The 13,274-nt window shown below is 61.2% G+C and carries 15 protein-coding genes and 2 tRNA genes; 8 read left to right on the top strand and 9 right to left on the bottom strand.

Features of this window, described 5'->3' with window-relative positions:
- The first annotated feature begins 254 nt into the window (after nucleotides 1–254).
- On the top strand, nucleotides 255–734 hold the full coding sequence (locus Q0949_RS19425; RefSeq protein WP_299376368.1) for a hypothetical protein: 480 nt from the start codon (nucleotides 255–257) through the stop codon (nucleotides 732–734).
- Between the two features lie 18 nt (nucleotides 735–752).
- On the opposite strand, the gene Q0949_RS19420 is transcribed toward Q0949_RS19425, so the two are convergent.
- The 7 genes from Q0949_RS19420 to Q0949_RS19390 form a co-directional block, all read right to left on the bottom strand.
- Nucleotides 753–1,331 carry a hypothetical protein gene (locus Q0949_RS19420; protein WP_299376366.1) on the bottom strand — a complete coding sequence of 193 codons (579 nt, stop codon included), beginning with the start codon at nucleotides 1,329–1,331 and terminating at the stop codon, nucleotides 753–755.
- A 545-nt stretch (nucleotides 1,332–1,876) separates the two neighbouring features.
- Entirely contained in the window at nucleotides 1,877–2,365 is a 489-nt protein-coding gene (locus tag Q0949_RS19415) for a hypothetical protein (protein ID WP_299376363.1), read from the bottom strand.
- A gap of 81 nt (nucleotides 2,366–2,446) precedes the next feature.
- Nucleotides 2,447–2,743, bottom strand: coding sequence for a hypothetical protein (locus Q0949_RS19410; RefSeq protein ID WP_299376361.1), 297 nt, complete (start codon nucleotides 2,741–2,743; stop codon nucleotides 2,447–2,449).
- 183 nt (nucleotides 2,744–2,926) lie between these two features.
- Complete coding sequence (locus tag Q0949_RS19405; protein WP_299376359.1) at nucleotides 2,927–3,139, bottom strand: MerR family transcriptional regulator; 213 nt, start codon at nucleotides 3,137–3,139, stop codon at nucleotides 2,927–2,929.
- 97 nt (nucleotides 3,140–3,236) lie between these two features.
- The gene (locus Q0949_RS19400; protein WP_299376357.1) at nucleotides 3,237–4,148 is read right to left on the bottom strand and encodes a hypothetical protein; all 912 of its coding nucleotides are present in this window, start codon (nucleotides 4,146–4,148) and stop codon (nucleotides 3,237–3,239) included.
- The gene (locus Q0949_RS19395) at nucleotides 4,149–5,342 is read right to left on the bottom strand and encodes a site-specific integrase (RefSeq protein WP_299376354.1); all 1,194 of its coding nucleotides are present in this window, start codon (nucleotides 5,340–5,342) and stop codon (nucleotides 4,149–4,151) included.
- A 146-nt stretch (nucleotides 5,343–5,488) separates the two neighbouring features.
- Nucleotides 5,489–5,578, bottom strand: a tRNA-Ser gene (locus tag Q0949_RS19390).
- A 309-nt stretch (nucleotides 5,579–5,887) separates the two neighbouring features.
- Between Q0949_RS19390 and Q0949_RS19385 the strand changes: the two genes are divergently transcribed.
- Genes Q0949_RS19385 through Q0949_RS19355 form a run of 7 tightly spaced genes read left to right on the top strand, consistent with a single transcriptional unit; the run spans nucleotide 5,888 to nucleotide 12,220 of the window.
- Nucleotides 5,888–6,676: an SPOR domain-containing protein gene (locus Q0949_RS19385; protein ID WP_299376530.1), complete on the top strand. Its 789-nt coding sequence runs from the start codon at nucleotides 5,888–5,890 to the stop codon at nucleotides 6,674–6,676.
- 18 nt (nucleotides 6,677–6,694) lie between these two features.
- On the top strand, nucleotides 6,695–7,858 hold the full coding sequence (locus Q0949_RS19380; protein ID WP_299376352.1) for a D-alanyl-D-alanine carboxypeptidase family protein: 1,164 nt from the start codon (nucleotides 6,695–6,697) through the stop codon (nucleotides 7,856–7,858).
- Complete coding sequence (gene tmk / locus Q0949_RS19375) at nucleotides 7,855–8,502, top strand: dTMP kinase (RefSeq protein ID WP_299376349.1); 648 nt, start codon at nucleotides 7,855–7,857, stop codon at nucleotides 8,500–8,502. The genes Q0949_RS19380 and tmk overlap by 4 nt, the downstream gene beginning before the upstream one ends.
- Before the next feature lie 51 nt (nucleotides 8,503–8,553).
- Nucleotides 8,554–9,669, top strand: coding sequence for a DNA polymerase III subunit delta' (locus Q0949_RS19370; protein ID WP_299376347.1), 1,116 nt, complete (start codon nucleotides 8,554–8,556; stop codon nucleotides 9,667–9,669).
- A complete protein-coding gene (locus Q0949_RS19365; protein WP_299376345.1) occupies nucleotides 9,666–10,466 on the top strand; it encodes a TatD family hydrolase in 801 nt (266 codons plus the stop codon). The genes Q0949_RS19370 and Q0949_RS19365 overlap by 4 nt, the downstream gene beginning before the upstream one ends.
- Nucleotides 10,463–11,266, top strand: coding sequence for an MBL fold metallo-hydrolase (locus Q0949_RS19360; protein WP_299376342.1), 804 nt, complete (start codon nucleotides 10,463–10,465; stop codon nucleotides 11,264–11,266). The genes Q0949_RS19365 and Q0949_RS19360 overlap by 4 nt, the downstream gene beginning before the upstream one ends.
- A 24-nt stretch (nucleotides 11,267–11,290) precedes the next feature.
- Complete coding sequence (locus tag Q0949_RS19355; RefSeq protein ID WP_299376340.1) at nucleotides 11,291–12,220, top strand: AEC family transporter; 930 nt, start codon at nucleotides 11,291–11,293, stop codon at nucleotides 12,218–12,220.
- Here the strand turns inward: Q0949_RS19355 and Q0949_RS19350 are convergent.
- Nucleotides 12,177–13,142, bottom strand: coding sequence for a YihY/virulence factor BrkB family protein (locus Q0949_RS19350; protein ID WP_299376337.1), 966 nt, complete (start codon nucleotides 13,140–13,142; stop codon nucleotides 12,177–12,179). The genes Q0949_RS19355 and Q0949_RS19350 overlap by 44 nt on opposite strands.
- 10 nt (nucleotides 13,143–13,152) lie before the next feature.
- Nucleotides 13,153–13,237, bottom strand: a tRNA-Leu gene (locus Q0949_RS19345).
- Nucleotides 13,238–13,274 lie beyond the last annotated feature (37 nt).

The raw sequence follows: 13,274 nt of genomic DNA, 5'->3' as shown, positions 1-13,274 counted from the left end.
GCCAATTCCGGCCTGACAGGGCAAATGGCGGATGCTGTGTCAGCCAAACAAATCTTCCAATCACTTGTTTTTACGTATGAATTTATCAAACGATAGTATTTATACCACACTTCATACCCCGCCAGTCGATTCCTCTCGACTTTAGCGACACTAGAGTGTGGAGCATACAACCTCTAAGCTTCAAGTCTCTCAAAATTACATTGCAGCCTACTCTTGCGATAACTTAACTGCGGGCAAGCGATAGGAGAGCTTTTATGCGTTTTGGCGTTCTTTGCGCGGGTATGCTTCTTTGGGCAAGCCCCGGGTTCTCTCAATGGATAGGCGTTGAAGACGTCATCAAATACGAAACCGTCAATCCAATGCGCATCGACATACATGACAAAGCAATAAACGGTTGCTGGACCAACATTGGAGAGGTTCGAACCTATCTTACCGACCAACTAGACATAGGTGGTTTTGAGGTGATTGGCAGGGGCGTGACTTTGAAATCGATGGTTGAGGTTACCGTATTAGGCGAACGGCTGACCAACGGCGTGTGTTCAGGGGTGATTATCTTCGACTTCCGAATGCCTGCGAATGTGCGTGGCACTGATGGCTTCACAGAGGTGTCAGTCACGTCGCATACCTCTTACGTCGTCGGTCAAAACTTCAACGTTCAGGCTTTGGAAGGCGCGAAGCGGTTTGCAATTGAGTTTCTTGCCAAGACCGCGCAGGCTCATGACGAAGAGGGCTAAGCACTTGAATGGTATGCGCTAGTAAATTTCGCCTACTCGCTCTAGCAACTTGATCGTGTGCGCGTCGATGCGCGTAATGTCTCGGCAGTCTTGCGCATGTAGCTGATGATAAGTTGCCCAGCGCATCCACTTTGGCTTCGCTGGGAACGGCTCGCAAATGCCGCCAAAAACGCCCAGCGACTGCCGACGCTTAAAGAACCTTCGCAAATCTCTGTCACGGGTGTGCTCCAATTGGCTGGAATAGCAAAGACCGAGACACGAACGGCACCGGAAATAGGTGCTCAGATACAGCTTGGCACGGCGCGCGTGGCAACCGGGACACTCAAACCACCATCGCACACCGCCCTTTTCTGGCTGGGTAATGCTGAGAAAAATGGTGTCGCTGATGCTTTCCCAATCGCCCATGCCCCAGCGGAGGCGATAGCTGAGATGCACGGCAGAGGCACTCACCCGCATCGCCATGCGTCCGGTTTCCTCCAGCGTTTGCGCATTTCGCCAAACCCAGTTGGTCGTGTAACCATCATGCAGAACGCCGGAACGTCGCATGGTAAAGATGCACAACTGATGGTGCGCTTCGACCGTGGCCTTCGAAACCAATTGGCTAACCTCTCAATTTGGGCCGAAACTTTAGGGTGATGGGGGGGGGCCGATCTCTAGGAACACTCCCATAGGGAACCGACGGCCCCGTCAACGAATATCGCTAAACCCGTTTTTTGCTCTGACCGCGCAAAGGCAATCTACTCGCCATGTTGTTCCAAGAACTGTTCCCAACGCTCTTTTGCCCGCCGCGCTTTATGCTGCTTGCCTGCCTCTGATTCTATCTTGCGAAATTCGCCTGCGTGGTCACGCGGAACAGTGACCAATTTGCAGGGCCGACCCGACTTATCTATGCTCGCGCCCAGATAGGCGGGTTCGCCCCGACACTCGTAGACGTATGAGTTTGCGGAGACGGGCGATGCGCAAAGCAACAGTCCAACCAAAACACGCATTGAATGTTCCTCACATGAAAGCCCTGTTTGAGCTTAGCATAGACTAGCAGATCTACTGCATCCAAACGCGCCAGCTACGTCGGCACATCACACTATGGCTAGATGTATATATGGCCCAAAAACTGTGCTGCGGTGGCATTAAATAAATCAGCCTCACGTCACAATTTTCAGGACGCCAAAGTTCTCAGAGCCAGCCGAAACCGCGTGACCGTCACAATCCCTGTGCCGGCGCGTCCGGTTTTCTGTGACGGGTTTCTGATTTTCCCGCCATGACCTGAACGCCCAGTTGGCAGACTGCCCATCAGCGGTTGGCAATTCAGCCAATGCCCAATGTGGTGCCTCCCCTACACCAGACGGCCCAAGGAACGCGCCACGCACCATGTAGATTAGGCCGCGCCGCTCCAGTTCAGTGAACCATGCCCCAACGGTGTTGCGATGCACTGACAGAGCCTTGGCCGCATCTCTGTGGCTCAGGACCAGCCGCCCGTTATTGTTGCCGCGATAGCGGCGCTTGAGTTCGACGTATAGCGCTCTCGGGCCGGGTTTGAGCGTTGCCCATGCCTCGGTTGATTGAAGCGCCTCTGACAACTGCACATGACGCCCTGTGCCGCGCTTTTTCCGCTTATAGGTTCGATCCGTCATAGGCAGACCCCAACGTGACCCTCACGCGCGCGCGCGCGAATGGTGGGGCGGCAAAACCGCCCCCCGATTGTTGCTCCAGGATTAGCCATGTTCGCCCCCGGTATCATCGTCCGGGCCAAGGCGTTTGGCAGACCTCGGCCATTTGAGGCTTTGCCGCTTACGCGTTGCGGACAGGCTGTAGTGCGCAATGCGTTCGGGGCCGCGATACTCGGTTTCGATGGGCCATTCATAGTGGCGGCGCAGCCGATGAATAATCGCCCCCAAACGCCAACCACGTGTTTCGCCAATCTCATCCATGTGTGTGATGGTGCGCCCCTCCAGAAGCGCCTTGCACGTCCAATAGACTTGGGATGTTTTGCTGTACCAATCGTTAGACATGGTCGATGCGTCCTTTGAATATGCGGAGGGGTTCAACCGCGTGTGTGACGGGTGACAGGAAGAACCTTTGGCGGTTTCCCCTTGCCGGGTCCGGGCATCGCGTGGCAGAAACTGGACTTGTCACGGTGGCAGTCTCTGTCACTCGAAAAACCCCGACCCGCTCAGACGAGTTGGGGTTTTTCACTATGCGGCCTCATTTGAGTTTGGGTCGATGCGCTGGGCGGAGAGGTAGGCATTTAGATCGGTGCCGTGATACCCGATGCGCCGCCCGATGCGCAGAAAGGCTGGCCCGCGATTGCGGTGCCGCCATTGGGCTAGTTTTTCCACGCTGCCCAGAATACGGAGTTCAGGGTCTTCGGGGAAGTAGATGCGGTCTTGGTCGTAGATTGCTGCCATCGGCAAATTCCCTCTTTGGGTTGGTTGCGATGACTGAAATTTACCTTAGCTTTTGTCCGCAAATAGGCGTCATAAAAAAAAGTGTATCATTACGCCGTCAAGACTTCCGACCAGGTTTTGAGATAAACGGGAAATTTGGACGCAACTGGTCAACGACCCGTCTCCATGCGCGCTCGCCCAAATCGACAACGATGTCTTTTCTCAGTCTATCCAAAGTAAAAAACCTGTAGCTTTCGCTTGTTAGCAAGCCCTCAGCCAATTGAAGCGCCCTAGTCTCCGATGCGACCTTGCCCAGCACATTTGGCTTTCGTTCGGTTGGTTCAAACAAATGGGCAAACATTTCGTCAGCATTGTCCCAAATCGCTGAGAATATTGTGTAATGAATCTTGGGCCGCATGGCGTCGATCGAAAACTCTTTTGTGCAGGAATCCAAAACGCAAATGGACCAGCCTTCGAATGGTCGCCAGTTTTCTACAACATCGCCAAACAGCATCGGATAATTTGCTAGGACATGGAACCCTGAGTTATCCAAACGCTTCAAATACTCATCGTGGTTAGTGAGGCGCACAATGTAGTCGGATCGGGAATAAACCATCGGCACGGAACGATAGCCTCCGGTCCTATGTTTGGCCCATGGGTCTGTACTTTCGTCTTGCTGTGTTCCCTTGCTAACAGGCACTCCGGTTATCAACCGTTCCTTGAGTGCAAAAAAGCTTTCGTCATCTTCGTAAAGGTCGATAGCGGAGGCTTGCGTTAGCGCCGCTGGGTTTACCGAAATTTTGACAGCCTTTCCATCCGGCGAACAAAGAAACAGCCCATGTATTAGTGCAGTTTCGAACACTGTTTGTTCTATAAAGTCGAACTCGCCGTACCGCCAAGCGAGCCAAGACAGATATTTAACTTCGATGTGCTCAAGCGACGGAAAGTACAGCCCATTCTCTTCGTCTAAACCTCTGATTAGCGTCGCCATAATGCTGCGTACGTCTGTGTAACCGACCGGTGCAAACACCTAAATGACCTCTTGTATGTAACTGACATCGGCAACGAACACACACCAATCGCACGCCAGAATTCTACGCCGTTCCAACACATCTGAGCGCGCATAGGCCCGTTCCACCTCAGAGCCGACCTGATGCGCCAAAGCGGCCTCGGCCACCTCACGCGGCGCTCCAGCAGCCTCTGAGGCCCAATCTCGGAACGTGCTGCGGAACCCGTGCACGGTGTAGGCATCCCGCCCCATCCGTCGCAGAAGCATCAGCATCGACATATTGCTTAGCGGCTGGTGGCGTTTCTGGCCTTCAAAGACAAACTCTGACGCCATCGCCTTGAGCGGTTCCAGTATCGCCAGCATTTCATTGGTCAGGGGAACGCGGTGTTCCTCGCCCGCTTTCATACGCTCTGCTGGGATGGTCCAGACACGCGCCTCGAAGTCCACCTCAGGCCAACGGGCTTCCAGCACCTCGGACGTGCGACATGCGGTTAGGATAGTGAATTGCAGGGCCTTGGCCGCAACCGCGCTGCGCTTGCTCAATTCCGAATAGAAGGCTGGCACGTCTTGCCACGGCATCGCATCGTGATGCTTCACTTTGGCTTTCACCGTTGGCAGAACTTTAGCCTCGCGCACCGCCGTGACCGGGTTCTCGCCTTCGCGGAAACCCTTGGACTTAGCCACGTCCAGCACTGTTTTGATGCGCTGGGCGAGGCGTTTTGCGGTTTCGTGTTTGTCAGTCCAGATGGGAGCGAGGCACATCAGCACTTCTGGCTGGCCGATGCTATCCACAGGCATCCGCCCGATTTTGGTAAAAGCATAATCACGCAAGGTGTTAAGCCATTGCTGGCCGTGCTTGGCGTTCTTCCATGTGGGCAGGCGTTCGATATGGACTTGCTGACTGAGTTCTTCGAAGGTCGGCACCTCTTGGCGCGCATTGAAGCGGGGGTTGAGGCCCGATTTCGCCATGCGCCGATATTCCAAGGCCCGCTCGCGGGCTGCGTTCAACGTGACGACATCCGCACCGCCCAAGCCAAAATCGGTGCGCAGAGGTGCACCCTTTCGGTTTTTCTGTCCTTTGACTGTGACACGGACAATCCAGCGGCGCGCGCCTGATGGGTCCACAACAAGATAGAGGCCTGACCCGTCGCCGTGACGCCCCGGCCCCAAGTTCTCCACCAGCCTCTTTGTCAGCTTACCGCCCAGCGCCGCCATTTATACCACAATCTATACCTCGGTATGAATAAATATAGACGAAACTGAACAAAACGCAACAAAGGCGAGCAACAACCCTAAACCTCATAAAACTTGAGATTTAATGGGTTTTGCGCCGCCTTATGAGTTTCAGTAAAAGCTGATGGTGGCGGAGGCTGTGGGATTCGAACCCACGGGACGCTCTCACGCCCAACGGTTTTCAAGACCGCCGCATTCGACCACTCTGCCAAACCTCCGGTGACGCTGCTTTACGGATCGGCATCCGATTCTGCAAATCCCCAGACACACGGGGAAAATTGCCGATCTGCACACGCAAAGCTTTTCAGAGCGCCGTCCACGCGCTATGCTGCGCGCACATACCCGTTCAAGCGGGATAAAATACGTGTCGCAAAGGCACCGGCCAAAAACGGCCCCACAGGCAACAGCAGGCAAGGACTTGGTCCATGAGCAGAACACTTTCCCGTTCCACACTTCGCAGCAGCGTCACCCTTGTTCTCGCCCTTGGTCTTCTGGCCGGGTGCAACGAAAACGGGCAGTTCGTGGCGATGGATGCGTTCAAATCCAACACCTCCACCAGCGATCAGCCCGAACCGGGCAGCGCCATCAAGACCGTGGAACGCGATGTGGAGGCCCCCGATGTCTTCTCCGCAACCGAAGACGGGCTTTGGGACGGACGTCCGTCGCTGGGTGGGGTCTGGGTCGCGCACCCGGATGTGACCGAGCCTGAACGCGTGATCATCCGCAACACCACGAATGACAAGTTCGTCGTCGGCGCCCTCTTCCGCCGCGAACGCGACATCCCCGGTCCGCGCCTGCAAATCAGCTCTGATGCCGCCGAGGCCCTTGGCATGCTGGCCGGTGCCCCCGCACAGCTGAACGTGACCGCCCTGCGCAAGGAAGAGGTCTCGGTCGCGCCGGAACTCGACGCGCCCGTCGAGGCCGATCTGGTGGCCGCCCCTGCGGACGTGGTCGCCACACCGCTCGATCCGATCCAAAGTGCCGCCGCCGCGATCGACGCGCCCGCCCCTGCGGCCACCGGCATCGCACCCAAACCCGCGCCAGAGGCCACGCCAGCCGCCGCGCGCGCGCCCGCCACGGGCCTGTCCAAGCCGTTCATCCAGATCGGCATCTTCTCGGTCGAGGCCAATGCCGAACGCACCGCCAAACAGATGCGTGGCGCGGGCATCATCCCCACCGTCAAGACATTCGAACGCAGCGGCAAACCGTTCTGGCGCGTCGTCGTGGGCCCGGCCGGAACGGCCGCGGAACGCAAACAGCTGCTGTCCAAGATCAAATCTGAGGGGTTCACGGACGCCTACGCCGTCTCGAACTGACCCGTATAGGAGCACGCCTTGATCCGCACACTTGCTGCCGCCACCCTGCTGATCTCCACCGCCCTGCCCCTGGCCGCGTTCGAGACGCGCGCCACGGCGGCCTATGTGATCGACCACACCACCGGCACCGTCCTGCTGAACAAGAACGCGGACGCGCCCCTGCCGCCTGCGTCGATGTCCAAGCTGATGACGCTCTACATGGCGTTCGAGGCCATCGCGCGCGGCCAATTGAACATGACCGACCAACTGGCGGTCTCGGCCCATGCCAACAGCTATGGCGGCTCGACCCTGTTCCTTAAACAGGGCGAACGGGTCAGCGTTGAGGACCTGATCCGCGGCATCATCGTGCTGTCGGGCAACGATGCCTGCGCCGTCATCGCCGAGGCGCTCAGCCCCGACGGAACCGAAGCAGGCTTTGCCCGGCTCATGACCCGCCGCGCGCAGGAGATGGGCATGACCAACTCCACATTCGCCAATTCCAACGGCTGGCCCGCCGCCGGGCACCGCATGTCGATGCGTGATCTGGGCCTGCTGTCGCAACGGTTGATCACGGATTTCCCGGAATTCTACCCGATGTTCGCGGAAAAGGAGTTCCTTTTCGACGCCAATGAATCCTCCAACCGCTTCAACCGCAACCCGCTTCTGGGGCTGGGGATCGGGGCCGATGGCCTCAAGACCGGCCACACCCAGGAGGCAGGCTATGGCCTCACCGGGTCCGCCAAACAGGGCGACCGCCGCGTCGTCTTCGTGATCTCCGGCCTTGATACCGCTGCCGCGCGCGCGCAGGAATCCGAGGCGATCGTGAACTGGGCCTTCCGCCAGTTTGCACAACGCACCGTGGCGGATAGTGGCGAACGCATCGCGACCGCCCGCGTGTGGGAAGGGGCCGAACCCGAGGTGGGCCTTGTCCCCGAAGGCGACATTTCCGTGTTGCTGCCCATTCTGTCGGGTGCCGATGTGGCCGCCGAAGTGGTCTATACCGGCCCCGTTCAGGCGCCCGTGACCGCAGGCACACCGCTGGCCGAACTGGTGATCCAGCCCGAGGGCCTGCCGGAACAGCGCTTCCCCCTCGTGGCGGAAACGGACGTGGCCCATGGTGGCTTTCTGGCCAAGCTGTCGACCGCCGCCCTGTCGCTGATTGAGCGGATGAACGCCCCCTCCGACGCCGAAGGTGACGTGTGACACCACCCCGGCCCCTGCCCGGCCACTTCATCAGCTTCGAAGGGATCGACGGATCGGGCAAATCCACCCAGGCCCGAATCCTCGCCGATCACCTGCGCGATGCGGGCCATGACGTCGTACTGACCCGCGAGCCGGGCGGCAGTCCGGGCGCAGAGGAAATCCGCGCCCTTGTCCTGCAAGGCGATCCCGACCGCTGGTCCGCCGAGACAGAGCTGCTTTTGTTCACCGCCGCGCGCCGCGACCATCTGGAACGGCTGATTGAACCGGCACTGGCCGAGGGCAAGATTGTCATCTGTGACCGCTTTGCCGACAGCACCCGCATGTATCAAGGCACCAGCCGTGGCGATCTGCGCGGCAAGGTGGATGTGCTGCACAGCCTGATGATCACGCGCGAACCGGACCTGACCGTCCTCATTGACATGGACCCGGCCCAGGGGCTGGCCCGCGCCAAGGGCCGGCAGGGGGTCGAGGAACGGTTCGAGGATTTCGGCACCGGGTTGCAGGAAAAGATGCGCGCCGGGTTTCTGGACCTCGCCCGCGAATTTGCATCGCGCTTTCGCATCATCGACGGCGCGCGCGACATCGATGCGGTGGCCACGGACGTGCAGAAGACTGTTGTCACTTATCTGGCCGCCGCGCGCTAAAACCGCTGCACGCTCTGGCCCCTGCCCCCGCGGCGGTGCTACACCAGCGCCATGGCAGATGACGCTCAGGATCCCACGCGCATTCCCGGCGCACCGCACCCGTCCGAAACGCTTGACCTGATCGGGCAGGACGCGGCACAGCGCGCCTTTCTGGGCGCGTTCAACACCGGGCGGCTGCACCACGCGTGGCTGATCACCGGGCCGCGCGGCGTGGGCAAGGCGACGCTGGCATGGCGCATCGCGCGCTTCCTGCTGGCGACGCCGGATCCCGACCCCGACGACATGTTCGGCGCGCCCGTGCCAGACACGCTCGCCATATCGCCCGACCACCCCATCGCCCGCCGGATCGCGGCCGGGGCCGAACCGGGGCTCAAGGCCGTGCGACGCACGGAGAACGAAAAGACCAAACGCCTGCGCGACCAGATCACCGTCGATGACATCCGCGCCCTGGGCAGCTTCTTTCAGCTGTCGGCCACTGATGGCGGGCGGCGCGTGGTGATCATCGATGCCGCCGATGATATGAACGTGAATGCCGCCAACGCGCTCCTGAAGATGCTCGAAGAGCCGCCAGCGCGCACCACGCTGCTGCTGGTCTGCCACCAGCCCAGCCGCCTTCTGCCCACCATCCGGTCCCGTTGCCGGACCCTGCGTCTGACCCCGCTGTCGTCGCAGGACATGGCCGCCGCCATGGCGCAGGCGGGCGTGGATCCGGGGCCAAACGGTGCCGCCCTGGCCGAGCTGAGCGCCGGTTCCGTGGGCGAGGCCATGCGGCTGTCGCTCATGGACGGGCTGAAAATCTACAATGAAATCATCGAACTGCTCTCCAGCATGCCGAACATGGATCGCGCCCGCGCCCTGTCTCTGGCCGAGGCTGCCGCCCAACGCGGCGCGGAGCAAAAGCTGGATCTGCTCTATACCCTGATCGACGTGGCCCTTGCGCGGCTGGCGCGGACCGGGGCCGGTCACCCGCCGCAGGTCGATGCCGCCCCGAACGAGGGCGCGACATTCGCCCGGTTGGCCGCAGACCCCGCACAGGCCCGCGCCTGGGCCGACACCGCCCAGACCGCACTGGCGCGGGCCCAACACGGGCGGGCGGTGAACCTTGACCCTGCCGCATTGGTCCTAGATACGCTGTTCAAACTTTCGCAGACAGCCCCCGCCAGATGACACCCGAAATCACCGACAGCCATTGCCACCTCGATTTCCCGGATTTCGAAGGGCAGTTGCCCCAGATCATCGAAAACGCGGCCGCTGCCGGCGTCACGCGCATGGTCACCATCTGCACCAAGCTGCGGCTGGAGCCGCAGGTGCGCGCCATCGCCGAGGCGCACGCGCCCGTATTCTACGCCGCGGGCACCCACCCGATGAGTGCGGCATCCGAGCCGCTGGCCACAACAGACGACCTGATCGCCCTGTCGGCGCATCCGAAATTCGTGGGCATCGGGGAAACCGGGCTCGATTACCACTATACCGCCGACAGTGCCCAGATCCAGCAAACCTCGCTGCGCACCCATATCGCGGCGGCGCGCGAAACAGGTCTGCCGCTGATCATCCACGCCCGTGCCGCCGATGACGACATGGCCCGGATCCTGACCGAGGAATTCCGCAACGGCGCGTATACATGCGTCATGCACTGTTTTTCCTCGTCACCCGAACTGGCGCGCGCCGCACTGGATCTGGGCTTCTACCTGTCGATGTCGGGCATCGCCACCTTTCCCAAAAGCCAGGAGGTCCGCGACATCTTTGCCGCCGCCCCGCTCGACCGCATCCTCGTGGAAACCGACGCGCCCTATCTGGCCCCGCCGCCCCATCGCGGCAAACGCAACGAACCCGCCTATACCGCCCACACCGCCCGTGTGGGGGCCGAGACGATGGGCCTCGACTATGCCGCCTTTGCGGCACAGACGCAGGCGAATTTCGACCGGCTGTTCACCAAGGCCGCAGTCCACGGGGTGCAGCCATGACCGACACGCTGACATTCACCATCCTCGGCTGCGGATCATCGGGTGGCGTGCCGCGCCTGGGCGGGCACTGGGGCGCCTGCGACCCCGCCAACCCGAAAAACCGACGCCAGCGCTGCTCGCTTCTGGTTGAACGCAGCGGGCCATCGGGCACGACAACCGTGCTGGTGGACACCGCGCCCGACCTGCGCAATCAACTGCTGGCGGCGGGCGTCGGCCGCCTTGACGGGGTGATCTATACCCACGCCCATGCCGACCACGTACACGGCATCGACGATCTGCGCATGATCGTCTTCAACATGCGCAACCGGCTGCAAGTCTGGGCGGACGGCGACACGCAGGACGACCTGATCAACCGCTTTGCCTATGCCTTCGTACAGCCCAAGGGCTCGCCCTATCCGCCGATCCTCGAGCTGAATACGATCGACGGCGACACGGTGATCGATGGCCCCGGCGGCCCCATCACCTTTGCCCCGTTCAAGGTTGGCCATGGCAGCATCGACGCCCTGGGCTTCCGCATCGCGGGCCTCGCCTACCTGCCGGATGTGGCCGTGATCCCCGATGACGTGTGGCCCCTGCTCGACGGGCTCGACTGCTGGATCGTGGACGCGCTGCGCCGCGACCCGCACCCCACGCACAGCCATCTAGACAACACGCTGGCCTGGATCGACCGTGTGGGCCCCAAACGCGCCGTGCTGACCAACATGCATATCGACCTGGATTACGACACGGTCATGGCCGAAACGCCCGACCACATCGAGCCCGCCTTTGACGGGATGACGATCACCCTGCCCGCCCCCTGACGCCGCCGCCGCAAAGGCCTGCCCATGCAAGCGCTCCTCGATGTCATCCTGCCAGTCTTTCTGGTGATCGGCTTTGGCTATGTCGCGACCTGGCGCGGGGTGTTTACCGAAACCGGCATCGACGCGCTGATGAAATTCTCGCAGAATTTCGCCATCCCCTGCCTCCTGTTCTCGGCCATCGCCAATCTCGATCTGGGCGCCAGCCTCGACACCCGCCTGCTGGCCAGCTTCTACGTGGGCGCGGCGGCGGGCTTTGCAGTGGGCACGGCGGGCGCGTTCTACATCTTCAAGCGCAACATCGAAGACAGCATCGCCATCGGCTTTTGCTGCCTCTTTTCCAACTCCGTCCTGCTGGGTCTTGCCATCAACGAACGCGCCTACGGCCCCGAAGCGCTGGCCGGGGCCTACACCATCATCGCCTTCCACTCGCCGTTTTGCTACGGGCTAGGCATCACCGCGATGGAAATCGCGCGCAACCGCGGCGGCTCGCCTCTTGTGATGGCGCGCGGCGTGGCGCGGGCGATGTTCCGCAATGTGCTGGTGCTGGCCATCATCGCGGGTTTTGTCGTCAACCTGGCCCAGATCCCGCTGCCGGGCGTGCTGCGCGACGGGCTGGACCTGGTGATCCGCGCGGCCCTGCCCACAGCACTTTTTGCGCTGGGGGGCGTGCTGATCCAGTACAAGCCCGAGGGCGACGCGCGCGTCATCGCCATGGTCTGCGCCGTTTCGCTGCTGCTGCATCCCGCGATCACCTTTGGCCTCGGCACCGCACTGGCCGTGCCCGCAGAGACGTTCAAGCCCGGCGTGCTGACGGCGGCCATGGCGCCGGGGGTCAACGGGTATATCTTTGCCAACATGTACGGCCGCGCCAAACGCGTGGCCGCGACGTCGGTTCTGGTGGCCACGGGGCTTACGATCCTGACAGCGTGGATGTGGCTGACGGTTCTGGGATAGACAGCCTGGCTCGCCGCGCGCGTGCCAGCTCGGCGTTCAGGGCCCCGCCCAACAGCACCAGATAGGCACTGATGAAAAGCCACATCAGCATCACGATAACCGCGCCGATGGACCCGTACACTTCGTTGTAGATGCCAAAATTGCGCAGGTAGATCGAGAATCCCACCGACGCGGCAATCCATCCGATCGTGGCAAAGACAGCCCCCGGCGAAATCAGCTTGGGCCGCTGCCCGGTGAGGTTCGGACCCAGCCGGTAGATCACTGCAAATCCGATCAGCAAGACCGAAATTCCCACCACCCAGCGCAACAGCTCGATCCCGAACCCGGCCCACGGCCCCAGCGGCACAAAGGCCAGCACGACCGGCAGCACCACGATGCACGCCATCGCCACCAGCAACACGCCGATCAGGCTGGCCGTCAGCATCAGCGCCCGCAAATAGTGCGCCAGCCCCGTCCGGTTCGGCGCGTCATAGATGGCGTTCAGCCCGCGCATCAATGCCGCGACCCCCGCCCGCGCCGACCACAACGCAAAGCCGAACGAGATCAGCGAGGCCCAGCCCAGCGTCAAACCGTCCGTCGTGGCCAGCTTGACCAGCTGCCCCGCCAGCAACCGGTAGACATCCACCGGGATCACGGCGCGAAACTCCTCGAGCTGTTCCAGCGCCAGCGCAGGGTCACCAATGATCCCCCACAGTGCAATGGTCGCCGCCAGACCGGGAAACACCGCCAGGATTGCATAGAATGCGACGCCTGCGGCGATGAGGCCAAGGTTCTTTTCATCCAACAGATGCAGCACATGCTGCACCGCGCGCCACCACAGCGCCGGGTTCTTGGGCACTTTGTCTGTGGATGTCGGCGGTTGGCTCATCGCTGGCGTGCCCCTGTCATGCGCACCGCGCTGGCTGGCGGGCGACCCGGTCATGTCCGTCCGGTGGTGCGGGCGGGGAGACTCGAACTCCCACACCTTGCGGCGCCAGAACCTAAATCTGGTGCGTCTACCAATTCCGCCACGCCCGCTTCCGCGCGACGCTTAGCAAAATGGCGCGGCGGAAGC

Origin of the sequence: uncultured Tateyamaria sp. (genome assembly GCF_947487805.1) — a bacterium.
GTDB lineage: Bacteria > Pseudomonadota > Alphaproteobacteria > Rhodobacterales > Rhodobacteraceae > Tateyamaria.
This window is presented reverse-complemented; position numbering and strand designations above follow the sequence as displayed.

Bases quoted from the DNA above. Each gene is read 5' to 3' on its own strand.
- Q0949_RS19425 (WP_299376368.1), top strand. From the start codon at position 255: ATGCGTTTTGGCGTTCTTTGCGCGGGTATGCTTCTTTGGGCAAGCCCC.
- Q0949_RS19415 (WP_299376363.1), bottom strand. From the start codon at position 2,365: ATGACGGATCGAACCTATAAGCGGAAAAAGCGCGGCACAGGGCGTCAT.
- Q0949_RS19410 (WP_299376361.1), bottom strand. From the start codon at position 2,743: ATGTCTAACGATTGGTACAGCAAAACATCCCAAGTCTATTGGACGTGC.
- Q0949_RS19405 (WP_299376359.1), bottom strand. From the start codon at position 3,139: ATGGCAGCAATCTACGACCAAGACCGCATCTACTTCCCCGAAGACCCT.
- Q0949_RS19395 (WP_299376354.1), bottom strand. From the start codon at position 5,342: ATGGCGGCGCTGGGCGGTAAGCTGACAAAGAGGCTGGTGGAGAACTTG.
- Q0949_RS19385 (WP_299376530.1), top strand. From the start codon at position 5,888: ATGGATGCGTTCAAATCCAACACCTCCACCAGCGATCAGCCCGAACCG.
- Q0949_RS19370 (WP_299376347.1), top strand. From the start codon at position 8,554: ATGGCAGATGACGCTCAGGATCCCACGCGCATTCCCGGCGCACCGCAC.
- Q0949_RS19365 (WP_299376345.1), top strand. From the start codon at position 9,666: ATGACACCCGAAATCACCGACAGCCATTGCCACCTCGATTTCCCGGAT.
- Q0949_RS19360 (WP_299376342.1), top strand. From the start codon at position 10,463: ATGACCGACACGCTGACATTCACCATCCTCGGCTGCGGATCATCGGGT.
- Q0949_RS19355 (WP_299376340.1), top strand. From the start codon at position 11,291: ATGCAAGCGCTCCTCGATGTCATCCTGCCAGTCTTTCTGGTGATCGGC.
- Q0949_RS19350 (WP_299376337.1), bottom strand. From the start codon at position 13,142: ATGACCGGGTCGCCCGCCAGCCAGCGCGGTGCGCATGACAGGGGCACG.